The sequence below is a fragment of the Bacillus sp. AFS017336 genome (assembly GCF_002555445.1).
GTDB lineage: Bacteria > Bacillota > Bacilli > Bacillales > Bacillaceae_G > Gottfriedia.
Genome location: NZ_NUCO01000003.1, coordinates 78,493 through 96,047 on the forward strand (window position 1 = coordinate 78,493; position 17,555 = coordinate 96,047).

The following is a 17,555-nucleotide window of genomic DNA, read 5'->3' on the forward strand; positions in this document are numbered from 1 at the left end:
TCAAAGAACCCCGATGGGGATTCTTTGATTTCATTCCTCAATTATACTACAATGTGGCAAGCAACCTGATGATTTTGCTCGGATAATTTTAATTCAGGTACTCTTGTTTTACAAATATCGATCGCAAAAGGGCATCTTGTGTGGAAACGGCAGCCACTTGGAGGATCGATCGGAGAAGGTACGTCTCCTGTTAATATAATTCTTTCTCTTTGTTGCACTGGATTTGGAACTGGAATTGCTGATAACAGTGCACGTGTATATGGGTGTTGTGGATTGTCAAATATTGATTTTTTATCGGCTATCTCGACTACTTTTCCTAAATACATTACCATCACACGATCTGAGATATGCCTTACTACACCTAAATCATGCGAGATGAAAAGAAAGGTAAGAGAGAATTTTTTCTGTAATGATTTAAGTAAGTTTAGTACTTGGGCTTGAATTGAAACGTCTAACGCAGAAACAGCTTCATCACAAATAATTAGTTTTGGATCGACCGCAAGTGCACGAGCAATTCCGACACGTTGGCGCTGTCCTCCACTAAATTCGTGAGGATAACGATCCATCGCTTCAGGTCTTAAACCAACATGTTCAAGTAATTCTTCAATTCTAGCTCTACGTTCTTCTTTTGGAACAACATTTTGAATAGCTAATGCTTCACTTAAAATTTGTCCAATCGTTTGTCTAGGATTAAGAGAAGCAAATGGATCTTGAAAGATTACTTGTAAATCCTTTCTTATTTTGCGCATTTCTTTTTTTCCTAAGCTTAATAAATCTTTTTCTTTAAAATGAATGCTTCCACTTGTAGGCTCGTCTAATCTTAAGATCGCTCTACCGGTAGTAGATTTACCGCAACCGGATTCTCCTACAATGCTTAATGTTTCGCCCTCATAAATATGGAAACTAATATCGTCTACAGCCTTTACATGATTAACTGTTCTTCCTAAAATGCCACCCTTAATAGGAAAGTATTGTTTTAAATGATCTACATTAAGTAGTATTTTTTTATCCACTAGTTGTAATGCCATTATTCAATCCCTACTTTCTCTTGAAGTGTATCTGTTTCCCATTTTGATGTGTACATCCAACAACTAACTTCCGAATTTTTGTCAATTGTGTTTAAGTCTGGTACTGACGTATGGCAAATTTCTTTAGCATGTGCACAGCGGGGAGCAAAACTACAGCCTTTAGGCATATTGAATGGGCTCGGTACTGTACCAGGTATCGTAGTTAATTCATCTTGGTCCATATCCAGACGTGGAAGAGAGTTTAATAAACCGATCGTGTATGGATGTTTAGGGCTATTAAATAGTTCTTTTGCTGAAGTATATTCAACAATTCTTCCGGCGTACATTACAGCCACTCGATCGCAAGTCTCATAAACAACACCTAAATCATGCGTGATTAAGATAACGGCTGTACCGAAATCCTTTTGGAGTGATTTAATTAATTCCAGAATCTGAGCTTGAATTGTCACATCAAGAGCAGTAGTCGGTTCATCTGCGATTAGCACTTCTGGATGACAAGCAAGTGCCATTGCAATCATAACCCTTTGTCGCATGCCACCACTAAGCTCATGTGGTTCTTGTTTTGCACGTTTTTCAGGAGAGGGGATTCCTACAAGTCGCAGCATTTCAACTGCTTTATCCCAAGCTTCCTTTTTGTTTAATTTTTGGTGAAGACGAATCGCTTCTGCAATTTGTTCGCCAGCTGAATAAACAGGGTTTAAAGATGTCATTGGCTCTTGAAAGATCATTGAAATTTCATTACCTCGTATTGAACGCATCTGTTTTTCAGTTTTTGCAAGTAAGTCTTCACCTTTAAAAAGAATACTACCACCAGCTATTTTTCCTGGAGGAGAGGGGATTAATCGTAATAGGGACAAGGAAGTAATACTCTTACCGCTACCAGACTCTCCTACAATTCCAAGTGTCTCACCTTTTTTTAAATTAAAGCTTATTCCATTAACTGCTTTACTAACACCGTCATCTGTATAAAAGTGGGTTTGTAAATTTTTAACCTCAAGAATTGTTTCATCAAATTGTTTTTTCATAGTAGGACCTCCTTAATTCAAGTCAACTCGTTTATTAAAGTAACGGTAGAGAATATCAACAGCTAGATTCATAAATACGAAGATTATTGAAGCGATTAATACGCCACCTTGAACCATAGGTAAATCTCTTGTTCTAATTGCATCAACAATTAATCTACCAAGTCCATTAATTGCAAAAACTGACTCGGTTAAAACGGTACCACCAAGTAATGCACCAAATTGTAGACCAACAACAGTAATAACTGGAATTAATGCATTTTTTAGACCATGTTTGTAAATAATGACATGTTCCTTTAAACCTTTTGCTCTTGCCGTACGCATATAGTCTTGACGAACAACTTCTAACATACTTGATCTAGTCATTCTAGCTACAATTGCAGCACCACCAGCACCTAAAGTTAATGCTGGTAGTACCATATGTTTAAACGTTCCCCAGCCAGCAACTGGAAATATATGAAGATTAACTGAAAAGAAGTAGATCAGCATTAAACCAAACCAGAAACTTGGTAAAGAGATTCCTAGTAAAGCGATAATCATAATTGTAATATCAGCTGCGGAATACTGTTTAGTCGCTGAGATAATTCCTGCTAGCATACCAAGTACGACTGTAATGAAAATACTAGCCAGTGCAAGTTCAATTGTAATTGGCAAACGAATCATAATCTCATCTAATACTGGACGATTATTTCGAATAGATTCGCCAAAATCACCTTGTAGTACATGAGCAATATAATCGAAATACTGAATAATGACCGGTCGATCAAAGCCAAGTTGGTGACGAATCATTTCGATTGTTTGTTTCGTAGCACCTTCCCCAGCAAGTAGAGTTGCTGGATCACCAGGGACCATCTGCATAATTAAAAAAACGACTAAACTTACACCAATTAAAACTGGAATAGTTTGTATAATTCTTCTGACAATAAATAGAAACATATACTTTCCTCCTTATTTTTTCATCCTTGGATCAAGTGCATCTCTTAGTCCATCCCCGAAAATATTAAATCCTAATACAAGTGTTGAAATCGCGATACCCGGAAATAAGGCAATATGTGGTGCAGTAAATAAATAATCACGTCCACTACTTAACATCGCTCCCCATTCTGGAGACGGTGGCTGTGCGCCTAGTCCGAGATATGACAAGCCTGCTGCTGATAGAATAGCTGTAGCAAGTTTTAACGTAGCTTGGACAATTATTGGTGAAAGAATATTCGGTAAAATATGTTTGAAAATAATTGTTGCATCAGTTGCACCTAAAGCGCGGATTGCATCAATATATTCAAGTTTTCTGACGGATAACGTAGATCCTCTAACGATTCGTGCAAACATTGGAACTGAGAAGATACCGACAGCAACCATAACATTAATTAGACTAGGACCAAGTGCACTAATAATCGCAAGTGCTAATAAAATACCTGGGAATGCAAGTAAAACATCAACAACCCTCATAATGATCGTATCCATCCATTTTCCGTAATAACCTGCGATCAAACCGAGTGTGATTCCGAAAACGGCTCCAAATAAGACTGATACGAAACCTACTGAAATTGAAAGACGGCTTCCATATATTATCCTACTTAAAATATCTCTTCCTTTATCATCAGTTCCCATCCAATGTTCCATCGATGGCGTCTGTAGTTTGTGCATTAAATCAATTGCAAAAGGATCCTTTGGTGAAATTAATGGTGCAAAAATTGCTACTAAAATATAAAAAAGTACAATATATCCTCCAACTAGTGCCAATTTATTTTTTTTAAACTTCCTATAGAATACTTTCCATCTTTTAAGTTTTTGAGATTTTCTTTTTTCTAGTTTTATTTCAGTATTACTTAATACTGTCTCTGCTTTCATATTTCTTCCCCCTTTTCTTTGTTTAAATTTATTCAAAATTGGAATTGAAGTAAATATAATGCGGAAAAGCAGTAAAGATAATTAAAAAACGAGTAAAGATTCTGAAAATATAAAATTTTATTTTTTTTTATAATTTGATTAAGCCTAACGTATTCGAATAAATGATGAACTAGAGAATGATAGGGCAATTAAAAAGAGGGGGAAGAAAACAATGAAGAAAAAAACAGCTGGAGTACTATTTGCATCATTATTTACAATCTCAACTGTTCTAGCAGGATGTACATCTGACTCAACAAGCAGTAGTGCAACAGGAACAAAAGCGAAAGCAGGGGGAACTTTAGTTGTCGCTAGATTATCCGATGCAACTACATTAGATCCACAATTTATTACTGATATACCATCAGCAAATGTAGTGTATGAAAAGGTTTATGAAACATTAGTTGAACCAGATAAAAATATGGAGCCGCAGCCTCTTTTAGCAACAGAATGGAAACAAGTAAATAACGTGACTTGGGAATTTAAACTTCGAGAAGGCGTTAAATTCCATGATGGTACACCATTTAATGCAGATGCAGTAAAAGCTACTTTTGATCGAGTGCTTGATCCAAAAACTGCATCACCACAAGCGGGTAAGTTTGCAATGATTAAAGAAGTTAAAGTAGTTAACGATACGACTGTACAATTTATTTTGAAATACCCATACGCACCACTTTTATCAATTTTAATGAGTAGTGAAGGTAGTATTCTTAGTCCAAAATCAATAAAAGATAATAGCGATAAAATTGGACAAAATCCAGTAGGAACTGGTCCATATGTATTTAAATCTTGGAAATCAGGTGAAGAAATAAAAATTGCAAAAAATAATGACTACTGGGGAAATAAACCTAAGATTGATGGTGTAGTCTTTAAAGTAGTTCCTGAAGATGCTACAAGATTAGCAATGATCGAAACTGGTGAAGCACAAGTAACTGACCAAGTACCAGTAACAGAAATTGATCGAATTGAAGCATCAGACACAATGGACTTATATCGCACAGATGGACTAGCTGTTGAATACTTAAGCTTCAATGTTAAGAAAAAGCCGTTTAATGATGTGCGTGTTAGAAAAGCAATTGCACATGCAATTGAAGTAGATTCAATCATTAAAGGTGTATACAACGACGTTGGAACAAAAGCGAACTCAACGATGAGTCCGAAAGTATTTGGATATGATCCTGACATTAAAGGTTATGATTACGATATTAATGAATCTAAAAAGCTATTAAAAGAAGCCGGAGTTAAAGATGGACTAACATTTACTCTAACAACTAGTGATCGTAAAGAAAGAATAAATATGGCTGAAGTAATCCAATCACAATTAAAAGGTATTGGTATCAATGTTAAAATCCAAGTTCTTGAGTACGGAGCTTATATCGATACAATCGCAAAAGGTGAACATCAAGTTGCAATTGGTGGATGGGGTAATGCTACTGGTGATGGGGACTATAATCAATTTAATTTATTTGATAGTCAATCCCAAGGTGCAGCAGGAAATAGTTCTTTCTATAGTAACCCAGAAGTAGATAAATTAATTGAATCAGCAAGACAGGAGCCAGATAGCGAAAAACGTAAACAACTATATGCTGATGCACAAAAAATTGAAAGTGAAGATGTACCATATGTTCCTATTCGTAACTACGAGCATTTAGCAGTTACTAGCTCTTCGGTTAAAGGACTATGGTTAAACCCAGCAAGTTATTTAATGCTTGACGATGTAACAGTGAAATAAGTAATTCCATGAAACAGCATAATTAAATTATGCTGTTTCAGTTTTTAAAGAGAAGTTTGTAGGTAGGAGGAGAAAATATGATTGATTTGTTATTAATAAATGGGACTGTAATCACAATGGATACAGAAAGAAGAATTATCCAAAATGGCTCCGTTGCGATTCATAATGGAAGAATTGTGGACATTGATTTGACTGAAAACTTGAAAACTAAATATGAGGCGAAAAAAGTAATTGATTGTAGTCATCAATGTATTTTACCTGGATTAATAGATGTACATGGTCATGGTGGTCATTCAATGTTTAAAACAATTGCAATGGAAAATATCGATTTTTGGATGCCAATTATGACGAATACGTATAAACATTTCGTGACAGATGATTTTTGGTATTACGAAGGAAAGCTATCAGCACTTGAACGATTAAAAGCAGGTATTACAACAGGCGTTAGTGTGTTAGGTTCAGAGCCGAGATCTGATGATCCAATATTTGCGATAAATCATGCGAAAGCATACAACGAAGTAGGAGTCCGCGAAGTAGTTTGTACAGGTCCATGTAACCCACCTTGGCCACATTCATTTAGTAGATGGGTTGATGGAAAAAGAATTGAAAAAGAAGTGACTTACGAAGAAGTTTTAAAAGGAGCAGAAGCGGTTATTGAAGCTTTGAATCATGCAAATGGAGACAAAACGAGAGCCTTTATAACGCCATTTGTCATTGTAACGTCTGTTGACCCTTCAAATCCAACATCTCCAGATCGACTTTACGGTTTAACACAGCATGATCTTTACCAAGCGAAAAAAATTAGAGAGATAGCTAGAAAATATAATACAAGAATTCATTCAGATGCATTTGGAGGAATGATTCATTTAGCAATTCAAGATAAGGTAAATGCTTTATTAGGCCCAGATGTCCATCTTCAGCACTGTCGAGGAATTTCATTCGATGAAGCGAAAATTTTAGCTGAAACTGGAACGAATATTAGTGCTTCTCCAGGTTTTGGCCAAGTAAATGCACGTACTCCAATTACAGAATTAATTGAAATGGGAGCAACAGTTGCAATTTCAACTGATGGTACTTCCCCGTCAACAAGCTTTGATTTATTCCAAGCAATGAGGAAAACTCAGTTTGTACATCAGGCTGCACTTAGAGATTATTATTATTTACCGCCTGGAAAGCTTTTAGAAATGATTACAATTGATGCAGCAAAATGTATCGGTTGGGACGATGAAATTGGCTCACTTGAAATTGGTAAAAAAGCAGATGTCATCACAGTTAATCTCCATCAACCACATTTGACACCTGAGTTTATGCACGTTCATCGATTGGTTTTTCAAGCAGTCGCAAATGATGTTGATCATGTGATTGTTGATGGAAAGCTAATTATGGAAGGTAGAAATGTACATACAGTTCACGAAAGTACAGTGTTAAATGAAGCAAATGAAGAAGCCTTTGAAACAATTAAACGCGCTGGACTAGAAAAGTATATGCAGCCGACAAAGTATTTCTGGGGTCATGCTCGTGCCTATGTTGACGAGATGAGATATGTTGAAAACTAAAATAATCTTTTTTTGAAGGGAGAAAAGAATGAAAACGAAGCTAAAAGGAAGATACGTAATTGGTTTTAATGGAAGTGAACATGTCATATTGGAAGATGCAGAAGTTGTTTATGAAAAGGACACGATTTTATATGTAGGAAAAAACTATTTAGAAGAAGTAGATCAAGTAATTGACGTAGGAAATGCGATCCTTAGTCCTGGTTTTATTGATTTAAACGCTCTAGGTGATATTGATCATGATATTTTGCACTTAGAGGCGAAATCAAATAGACAAAAAAATCTCCTTTGGTCTGAACAATACGTAAAAGAAGGACATCATGAACTAATGAGTGAAGAGGAGGAAGCATTTAAATCTTTATATGCTTATTCCCAACTAATCTTAAATGGAATTACTACGGCCATGCCGATTACATCCGTTTTTTATAAAAATTGGGCTGAAACTTTTGAAGAGTTAGAAGCCGCAGCGAACCATGCCGGAAAACTAGGTTTGAGAATTTATCTTGGACCAAGCTATCAAGCAGGAATTCGAGTAGTCGAGCCGGATGGGAAGATTAAAATGCATTGGGATGAAAAAGCGGGCGAGGAAGGATTAGACAGAGCAATAAGGTTTGTTGAAACCTTCGATGGCGCATTTGACGGATTAATCCGAGGGATGTTAGCCCCAGAAAGAATTGAAACACAGACTGAAGAAATTTTAATAAAAACAAAATATTACAGTGAAAAATTAAATGTTCCTATCAAGCTTCATGCTGCGCAAGGAAGTTTTGAGTTTAATACAATTTTAAAAGAACACGGCGTTACACCAATTAGATATTTATATAATCTTGGATTTTTAGGCCCAAATACAGGCATTCCACACGCTCATTTTGTATCAGGCTATAGTGGAGCGAATTACAATATTGATAATGATATTTCGCTTCTGAAAGAAACAAATACTACTGTCATCCATTGTCCTCTTATTATAGGAAGACATGGAGAAGGGCTTGAATCATTTGCAAAATATAGAAAAGAAGGTATTAATATTGCACTAGGTACTGATACTTTCCCACCAGACATATTTCAAAATGTACGTACTGGTAGTATGCTTTCAAGATTTGTTGAAAAAGAAGTCGAAGGATCTACATACGCTGATTTCTTCAATTCTATTACCTTAGGAGCAGCAGCATTTCTTAATCGGGAAGATTTAGGAAGAATTGCTGTTGGTGCAAAAGCGGATATTATTGCGATTGATTTAGATGGATTTCACATGGGCGTAATGGATGATCCAATTCGAACAATGTTTGTAAGTGGTTCAGGTAGAGATGTAAAACTATCAATTATAAATGGAAAAATCGTGATGGAAGATCAAGTGATTCCTAATCTTGATATGGAAGATTTAAAGCAAAAAGCTCAATTCTATTTTAATAAGATGAGAAAAGGTTATATGGAAAGGGATTACGAGCAACTTCCTGAAAATGAACTACTTCCATCATCTTTTAAATTAGTTAATTCACTAGAGTAATCAGAAGCAACAGAATTGAAAAACTAGTAAAGATACTGAAAAAACAGGTAAAGATATTCAAAAATAATTATCAGAATATTTTATATAATTAGATAAATATTTGTAAGACAAACTAATACTTGGGAGGCAATGCCATTGAAATTAAAATCGGGATTCGGTAAATTTTTTCTAGTATTATTTTCTGCAGTGACAATTACAGGATGTTCATCTAATCAAGATGTTGGGACAAAAACAAATGGACAAGCACATGATTCAAATGGAGGAAATACGCTAGTAATTGCTCGGCAGTCTGATGCAGAAAATTTAGATCAACAATTTATGTCTACCATAAATGCTGCGAGTATTACCCATCATAAAATTTATGAAGGTCTTGTACAGCGCGATAGTAACAATGAAATTCAACCAATGTTAGCAGAATCATGGAAACAAATCGACGACACAACATGGGAATTTAAATTAAGACATGGTGTAAAATTTCACGACGGTACGGCATTTAATGCAGAAGCAGTAAAAAAGACGTTTGATCGTTTATTAGATCCAAAAGTAGCATCGCCAAGAGCAGTTGTATTCAAAATGGTAAAAGAAGTGAAGGTAGTTGATGAATATACAGTTCAATTTATTTTAAGTGAACCCTTTTCACCACTTCTTTCGATTTTAGCAAACCATGAAGGTGGCATTATAAGTCCTAAAACGATTGATAAATATGGAAAAAATATTATCCAAGAGCCAAACGGAACCGGTCCTTTTAAATTTAAATCATGGTCTCCTGGTCAAGAAATTACATTAGTTAAAAATGAAGATTACTGGGGCACTAAACCGAAGATCGATAAAGTTGAATTCAAAGTAGTTCCAGAAGACTCAACAAGAATTTCAATGATTGAAACAGGAGAAGCTCAAATTGCCGAACCTCTCCCAGTAGCAGTAATGGACCAAGTTGAATCATCTTCTGCTATGGAAGTCTATCGAAGTGAAGGATACGGTACAGAATACATCGGTTTCAACGTAACGAAAAAACCATTCAATGATGTACGTGTTCGTAAAGCAATTGCTCATGCGGTTGAAATGGATTCAATTATTAAAGGAGTATTTAATAACGTCGGTAAACAAGCAAACTCCGCAATGGGATCAAAAGTATTCGGATACGATGATCAATTAAAAGCCTATGACTACAATTTAAAAGAAGCTAAAAAACTATTAACAGAAGCAGGCTACCCAAATGGATTTGAAGCTACAATTCTTACAATGGATAGCAAAGAACGAGTAAATTTAGCAGAAGTACTTCAATCGCAATTAAAAGGAATCGGCATTAATTTAAAAGTACAAGTAATGGAATACGGTTCATTCGTTGAAAAAGCAAATAAAGGTCAATCACAAATGTTTATCATTAGCTGGAGAAACGCAACAGGAGATGCTGATTACAATCAGTACAACCTATTCCACTCAGACTCACGCGGAGCGGCTGGAAACACATTCTTCTACAGCAATCCAAAAGTAGATGAACTAATTAATGAAGGTCGAAAAGAAAAAGACGAAACAAAACGCAAAGAAATCTATGCAAAAGCGCAAGAAATCGAAATGGATGACGCTCCATATATTCCAGTAAGAGTAATCGAAAATGTCGCAGCAATCTCAAAAAATGTAAAAGGATTCTCGATTAGTCCTTCAGGTTACTTAGAGATTAATGACGTGACACTTAAGTAATATTTTTTGTTTATATGAGAAGAGGGGATCCCGATAAATTATGGGATTCTCTCTTTTTTATGGTAACAGTAGTTTTAAGAAGGCAGAGCTGCAAATAAAAAGGGAGAAACCCAAATAAACAACGTACAGTAAATAAAATACGAAAAACCGAAATAAGAAAGGCAGAGCTGCAAATAAAAAAGGAAAATCGCAAATAAACAACGGACTGCAAATAAAATTCGAAAATCGCAAATAAAATCAGCAAAACTGCAAATAAAATTCGAAAATCGCAAATAAAATCGGCAAAACTGCAAATAAAGTTCCAATAATCGCAAATAAAATAGGAGATTACCTATACCAGGTAGGGTATTAGGCAATAAAACTTCCATAAATTTATAGATTTATAAATGAAAAAATAGCAAATCTGTTTCAATCTGTGCCAAAACGAATGAAAAATAGATAGAACACTGTAATTATCTATGGAAAAAGATCAATAAAATCAACTGCAAATAAAAAGACCATCAGATATACCCCCACTCCTAATGTTTTTGAAGATGAGGCAAGCTCGTTCCCTTGAAAGAGTATCCTGTAGTGGAAATCAACCTGAGTTTACTTATTTAATTGAAAATTCCTAGTTCAACTGAGTAATTAGTTCCTACGCTACTTTTTAATCAATATAAACCAACTAGTAAAAATACTTTAAAAATATGTAAACATACTAAAATCAAAATATTCTAAACAGATTTATAATGAAAATAGAATCAAAATTTAAAGTGGGATGGAAGGGTGAGTAGATTGTCAAAAGTATATTGGTTAACAAATGTGAGTCTAGAAAATGGTTTTACTTATAATGACAATGAAGTAATTAACGGAACGGCAACTGGAAAGTACAATGTGAAAATTGAAAATGAAAAAATCGCTGCTATTCAATTAGCTAGTGAAGTAATAACTGATCAATTACCGCAATATGATGTGCAAGGCCTTCTAATGGTTCCTTCATTTAAAGAGATGCATATCCACATTGATAAAACTTATTATGGTGGACCTTGGAAAGCGTGTATGCCTGCAACTAATGGTGTGAGAACACGTATTGAAGAAGAACAAATTTTATTACCAAAATTATTACCAACTGCTAAAGATAGAGCAGAAAAGATGCTTGATTTATTACTAAGTCACGGTGCGACGCATATTCGTACACATTGTAATATTGACCCGGTTATCGGATTAAAAAACTTAGAAGCTACTTTACAAGCATTAGAAGGATATAAAGATAAATTAACACATGAAATTGTTGCATTTCCGCAGCATGGACTTTTAAGAAGTAACTCTGTTGAACTAGTTAGAGAAGCGATGAAATATGGAGCAAATCTAGTAGGTGGAGTTGACCCAGCTTCAATCGATGAAAATATCGAACGCTCTCTTGAGACGATTATGGACATAGCAGTTGAATCAAATTCTGATATCGATGTTCATTTACATGACCCAGATCATCTTGGATTATTTACAATGCAAAGATTAGCAACATTAACTGAAAAAGCAGGATGGCAAGGAAGAGTTACAGTAAGTCATGCGAGTGGTTTAGCAGACCTTTCTGTTCCAGATGCTACTGCGATTGCTGAGCGATTTGCTGATTTAGGAATTTCGATTACTTCGACTGTACCAATTTTTAGAACAATTCCAATTCCTTTACTAAGTGAAAAAGGTGTAAAAGTCGAATTAGGAAATGACAGCATTACAGATCATTGGTCTCCATTTGGAATAGGCGATAATCTTGAAAAAGTTGGACGACTTGCTGAGCGTTTTAGGTTTATTGAAGAAAAATCACTTCATAATAGTCTTGGATTTATTACAGGAGGCGTGACTCCTTTAAATAATGAAGGGGAAAGAGCATGGCCGAATGTTGGTGATGAAGCAAGCATCGTACTTGTAGAAGCTACTTGCAGTGCAGAAGCTGTAGCGAGACGTGCAAAACGTGCTGCTGTTATTTTCAAAGGTAATGTTGTAAGTGGTTCAATTTCTAATCTTGAATCAACAACAGTTTAAGCTTGACTAAAGAGAGTGATGAGATGAATCAATCATATTGGCTTAAGAATGTAAAACTTGATAGCGGTTTTGTTTTTGAAAATGGAAGAGTCGAAAGTACTGAGACTACACTTTACAATTTACTGATTACTGATGGGAAAATTGAAAGATTACAATTAGCTGATTTTCCATTACAAACGGATCTTCCTGTGCAGGATGCAAAGAATTTACTTGCTCTACCTGCATTTAAAGAAATGCATAATCATTTGGATAAGACTTATCTTGGATTACCTTGGAAGGCGTGTATTCCTGCTGCAAATTTAGTTGAGAGATTAAATTTGGAAGCTGCGGAATTAGTTGAATTAGCGGAAACGGGGCAGCATCGTGCTGAACATATGCTTCATCTACTATTAAAAGGTGGAGCAACTCATGTTCGAACTCATGTAAACATTGATCCGTATATCGGCTTGAAAAATTTAGAAGAAATTCAAAAAGCACTTTTTACGTATAAGGATAAAATGACGCACGAGATTGTTGCATTTCCTCAACACGGATTACTTCGAACAAATAGTATGTCATTCATGAAAACAGCGATGAGAGAGGGAGCGACTATTGTCGGTGGGCTAGATCCTGGTGGCATTGATCAAAATATTGAGCTTTCATTATTTGAGATGGTTGATCTTGCGGTACAGTTTGATGCTGATATAGATATTCATATACATGACCCAGGTCATCTTGGTTTTTATACAATACAAAAATTAGTTTCATTTATTGAACAAGCCGGTTGGCATAATCGTGTAGCTGTAAGTCATGCATTTGCAATTGGTGATGTACCTTTAAATGAATCTACTGAAATGGCTAGTAAGCTAGCAAGTTTAGGTATGTCGATAATGTCGACTGTGCCGATTAACAGAGTAATGCCTCCAGTTGATCTACTTCATTCTAAAGGTGTACATGTAGCTTTAGGATGTGATGGTTTCTATGATTCTTGGTCTCCTCATGGAACAGGAGATATGTTAGAAAAAGCTGGCCGTCTAGCTGAGAGATACAATTGGAAAGATGAATACGGGCTATCTCAAACATTGCAATTTATTACTGGTGGCTTAAAAACTCTTGATGAAAAGGGTAACCAGTTATGGCCAAAGGTTGGAGATGAAGCAAATCTAGTTTTAGTAGATGCATCATGTTCTGCTGAAGCTGTAGCAAGACGAATAAAACGTGCTGCTGTAATTGCGAATGGAAATATTGTTTACGGTGGACTGAATTATGAATCTGCTTTGAAGTAAATGGAAGAATTACAAGAAGGAGTGAACTTCATGAAATCTAGCTATTGGTTAAAGAATGCTCGATTAGAAATTGGCTATGAAAAAGAAAACGATATAGTAGTAGGTACTGCTACTGAATTATTTCATCTATTAATTGAAAATGGAAAAATTACTAAAATAACAAAAGATGAAACGTCGATTACAAATGACTCTGCAGTTCGTGATGCAGGTGGATTACTTGTTTTACCATCTTTTATTGAAAAGCATGTACATCTTGATAAGACATTAATGGGAGATGTGTGGAGAGCTTGCACGCCAACTTCTAGTGTAATTGAACGATTTGAATATGAAAAAATGGCTTTACCGACGATCGCTTCAAGTACGAAGGAGCGCGCTGAGGCTTTACTTGAAATCCTTTTAGCTTCTGGTTCTACACATGTGAGAACACATGTTGATATTTATCCAGAAGTTGGGATCAGAAATTTAGAACAAGTTGAACAAGCATTAACTAATTATTCTAACCGTCTTAGCTCCGAAGTTGTTGCATTTGCTCAGCATGGTTTATTAAGATCAAATGCTTTCAATTATGTGAGAGAAGCATTAAGAAACGGAGCAGGAATTGTTGGTTCAGTTGACCCTGCAGTTGTAGACCAAAATATTGAAGAGTCATTATATCAACTATATAATTTAGCGGTTGAAGCTGATGCAGACATCGATATTCATTTACATGATCCAGGTCATCTAGGTGCATTTACGATGAAACGTATTGTAGAATTTACTAAGCAAGCAGGTTGGGAAGGCAGAGTAGCAATCAGTCATGCATTTGGAATAGGTGATGTTCCAAGACAGGAAGCATACGAACTTGCAAATAGCTTTAGAGACGCAGGAATTTCGATTGTCACAAGTGTACCAATTAATAGACAAATGCCTCCAGTTGATTTATTAAATGAACGAGGTGTGGAAGTAGCAGTTGGTAATGATAATATTTTTGATGTTTGGTCACCACTAGGAACAGGCGATATTCTTGAAAGAGCGGGAAGACTTGCTGAACGATTTAGATGGATTGATGAAGTTTCATTAGGTCAAACATTAAAATATATTACAGGTGGAAAAACTCCGATAGATACAAACGGAAATCAAGTTTGGCCAAAAATAGGTGATTCTGCAAATCTAGTTTTAGTAGAAGCAAGCTGTTCTGCAGAGGCTGTTGCAAGACGAGCAGAACGTAAAGCAGTAATTTATAGTGGAAATATTGTGAGCGGTTCATTAAGCGAAGAGAGATTAATTCATAAATAAAATAGACTGCGTATTGTAAGGGTAATTTGGAGAAGAAAAAACAGGTTAGTTTTTTCAACACGAAAAAGGATGCCAAAAGCCTCCCCAAGGAAATAAACATCCAAACATTACACTTAAATATTAACCTGTCCGGTAAAAATTAGAACAAATTTAGTAAAATGCCTATCGGGAAAAGGAACTCTAGAATCTTCTAGATTTCCTTTTCCATTTTTACATTAAGAAAGTAAACATTTGTAATGGTGAAGAAAAATCGACGTATTTTCCAATTTTACGTATAAGTGCAACTACGTCTCTTTTTTCCACCAATCGGATCGTTAATATTATCGAGAAAGCAGGCTGTAAAATGGTTCGCTCTTATCTATTATTACTATTTTGTGTAATTTGTTGGGGGAGTAAATTTATTTTTGGCGCATTGCTAGTAAAAGAATTCTCACCAATTTTATTGTCAGCGTTAAGATTATGCTTTATATTACTTTTTATCGCTTTCTATGCACTAGTGAAGAAAAAGTGGAAAATGGTTCAGAAAAAAGATTTGTTTATGATTATTTTACTAGGGTTAATTGGTACTTGTATTAACCAATGGTCATTTTATTCCGCTTTAGAAACAACCCATCCAACAACTTCTGCATTAATACTTGCTCTTGCTCCTCTTACTACATCTTTTTTAGCTTCAATATTTTTAAAGGAAAGACTAACAAAAGGTTTTGTAATAGGCTCAATTATAGCTTTTATAGGTGTATTTTTTGTCATTACAAACGGACAAAAGCTTGAAATTACAATTGGGTTGATTTGGATTTTTTTAACTATGCTTACGTTTTCTATTTCAATTATTATGATTAAAAAGCTAACTGAAACCTATGATTCAACAACGATTACACTATACTCAAATTTAATCGGTTTTGGTGGTCTATTACCGATTGTTCTCTTTTCAGGAACAACTCATACTATGAGTAATCAAGCTCTACCTTGGATACTATTAATTGTAACAGCAATAATAATGCATGGGATTTGTACATTAATTTGGAACCATCAAATACAAATTGTAGGGGCATCAAAAGCAGCTATGTTTCTTAATTTAGAACCATTTATTGCTATGCTAGTTGGGTTGATTGTTTTAAAAAATAATATAACAGGACCTCAATTTTCAGGTGGAGCGCTCATTATTATTGGAGTTTTTCTTTCAACTTCTTTAAAATGGAAAAGGGCGATTAAAGAACCATCTTATATAAAAGAAACAAAGAATTTTTAAGCAAGAGGAGGAGGAAACTATGAAAAACCTGAGGGTTTCTACTACTCTTTTTTCATCGGTTCAATGGTTATTTTTTATTTTTGCGAATACAATTGTAGTCCCTATTTCGATAGGAGCTGCATTTCATTTGCCTTCAGATGTTATTGAAAGCACAATCAGAAGTTCACTAATCTTCACTGGTATTGCATCTGTCTTACAAGGATGGATTGGTCATAAGTATCCAGTTATGGAAGGACATTCTGGATTATTATGGGGTGTAATGCTGAATTTAGGATTATCCGCTTCGGCGTTTGGACTAAGTTATACCGAAATTGGGGGAGGCATGGCAACAGGATTTATTGCAGCGGGAATTGTAACATTACTTTTATCTGCATTTAATATGATTTCATTTCTCCAAAAAATCTTTACTCCAATGGTTATGACAGTTTATTTATTCCTACTTTCATTTCAGCTTATATTCGTTTTCTTTAAAGGTATGCTTGGAATTACGAATAAAGGTCAAATCACTCTGTCGGTCAGTTTACTTTCTATATGTATCGTGTTATTTGTTAGCATTTTAAAATTAAAAGGATCACGAATAATCAGCAATTTTTCAATATTAATTGGCATAATAGTAGGGTGGTTTTTCTACGCGATTTTATTTGGATCAGATGCAAAAGAAGTAGGTTCAGCAAGTGCTCATTTTTCTTTATTCCCAATAGGAGCACCTAATTTACAAATTGGAATAATCGCTATCTCATTTTTTGCGGGAATTATGAATTTAAGCAATACATTTGCATCAATAAAAGCTGCATCAGATTTGTTAAAGGAAGAAGCAGGAACAAAACATTATCGCTTTTCATTATTAATAACTGGTAGTTTTACAATTATTGCTGCATTATTTGGAATCGTTCCATATACTCCATTTACATCATCACTTGGATTTTTACAAAGTACGCAAATTTACGAAAGAAAACCATTTATTTATGGAGGAGCATTATTAGCAATAATTGGAGTTGTTCCACCTTTAATTTCATTCTTAGCTACAATGCCTGTAACTGTTGGAAATGCAGTACTATTTGTCGCATATCTTCAATTATTTGGGACAGCATTTAGTAGTACGAATGGAAAAGTTTTTACATCAGATACAATCTTTAGGCTTGCAGCCCCAGTTTTAGTTGGAGTAAGTTTGATGAATATTGCTCCTGGAACATTTGGAAATCTCCCAATGATTATTCAACCATTTTTAACAAATGGACTAATAATGGGCGTTATACTTTCAATTTTGTTAGAGAAATCAATCAACTGGAATCAGTTTGAGAAGGTAAAAGCATAAAA

General features: G+C 35.1%; 13 protein-coding genes. 9 read left to right on the plus strand and 4 right to left on the minus strand.

All coding sequences use genetic code 11. The features are described 5' to 3' along the window. Positions 1-41: 41 nt before the first annotated feature. Genes CN601_RS01070 through nikC form a run of 4 tightly spaced genes read right to left on the minus strand, consistent with a single transcriptional unit; the run spans position 42 to position 3,901 of the window. A complete protein-coding gene (locus CN601_RS01070) occupies positions 42-1,028 on the minus strand; it encodes an ABC transporter ATP-binding protein (RefSeq protein ID WP_098169708.1) in 987 nt (328 codons plus the stop codon). Further along, a complete protein-coding gene (locus tag CN601_RS01075) occupies positions 1,028-2,053 on the minus strand; it encodes an ABC transporter ATP-binding protein (RefSeq protein WP_098120475.1) in 1,026 nt (341 codons plus the stop codon). The genes CN601_RS01070 and CN601_RS01075 overlap by 1 nt, the downstream gene beginning before the upstream one ends. 12 nt (positions 2,054-2,065) lie before the next feature. Next, positions 2,066-2,986, minus strand: coding sequence for an ABC transporter permease (locus CN601_RS01080; protein ID WP_098120476.1), 921 nt, complete (start codon positions 2,984-2,986; stop codon positions 2,066-2,068). A 12-nt stretch (positions 2,987-2,998) separates the two neighbouring features. Beyond that, positions 2,999-3,901: a nickel transporter permease gene (nikC, locus tag CN601_RS01085; RefSeq protein ID WP_098120477.1), complete on the minus strand. Its 903-nt coding sequence runs from the start codon at positions 3,899-3,901 to the stop codon at positions 2,999-3,001. A 211-nt stretch (positions 3,902-4,112) separates the two neighbouring features. Here nikC and CN601_RS01090 point away from each other — a divergent pair, with 211 nt between their 5' ends. The 9 genes from CN601_RS01090 to CN601_RS01130 all read left to right on the plus strand — a co-directional run bounded on the left by CN601_RS01090 (position 4,113) and on the right by CN601_RS01130 (position 17,553). Continuing rightward, positions 4,113-5,669 carry a glutathione ABC transporter substrate-binding protein gene (locus tag CN601_RS01090; RefSeq protein ID WP_098120478.1) on the plus strand — a complete coding sequence of 519 codons (1,557 nt, stop codon included), beginning with the start codon at positions 4,113-4,115 and terminating at the stop codon, positions 5,667-5,669. Positions 5,670-5,746: 77 nt separating this feature from the next. Then, the gene (locus CN601_RS01095; RefSeq protein WP_098169709.1) at positions 5,747-7,225 is read left to right on the plus strand and encodes an amidohydrolase family protein; all 1,479 of its coding nucleotides are present in this window, start codon (positions 5,747-5,749) and stop codon (positions 7,223-7,225) included. Between the two features lie 28 nt (positions 7,226-7,253). Further along, positions 7,254-8,726 (plus strand): amidohydrolase family protein, encoded by a 1,473-nt coding sequence (locus CN601_RS01100; protein WP_098169710.1) that lies wholly within the window; start codon positions 7,254-7,256, stop codon positions 8,724-8,726. A gap of 135 nt (positions 8,727-8,861) precedes the next feature. Further along, positions 8,862-10,427: a glutathione ABC transporter substrate-binding protein gene (locus tag CN601_RS01105; protein WP_257131570.1), complete on the plus strand. Its 1,566-nt coding sequence runs from the start codon at positions 8,862-8,864 to the stop codon at positions 10,425-10,427. A gap of 774 nt (positions 10,428-11,201) precedes the next feature. After that, positions 11,202-12,449 (plus strand): amidohydrolase family protein, encoded by a 1,248-nt coding sequence (locus CN601_RS01110; protein WP_098120482.1) that lies wholly within the window; start codon positions 11,202-11,204, stop codon positions 12,447-12,449. A gap of 23 nt (positions 12,450-12,472) precedes the next feature. Further along, positions 12,473-13,714, plus strand: coding sequence for an amidohydrolase family protein (locus tag CN601_RS01115; RefSeq protein WP_098169712.1), 1,242 nt, complete (start codon positions 12,473-12,475; stop codon positions 13,712-13,714). 30 nt (positions 13,715-13,744) lie between these two features. After that, on the plus strand, positions 13,745-14,989 hold the full coding sequence (locus tag CN601_RS01120; protein WP_098169713.1) for an amidohydrolase: 1,245 nt from the start codon (positions 13,745-13,747) through the stop codon (positions 14,987-14,989). A 343-nt stretch (positions 14,990-15,332) separates the two neighbouring features. Beyond that, entirely contained in the window at positions 15,333-16,238 is a 906-nt protein-coding gene (locus CN601_RS01125) for a DMT family transporter (protein ID WP_098169714.1), read from the plus strand. A gap of 19 nt (positions 16,239-16,257) precedes the next feature. Further along, positions 16,258-17,553, plus strand: a complete 1,296-nt coding sequence (locus tag CN601_RS01130) for a uracil/xanthine transporter (protein ID WP_098120486.1) — start codon at positions 16,258-16,260, stop codon at positions 17,551-17,553. The last annotated feature ends 2 nt before the right edge of the window (positions 17,554-17,555 follow it).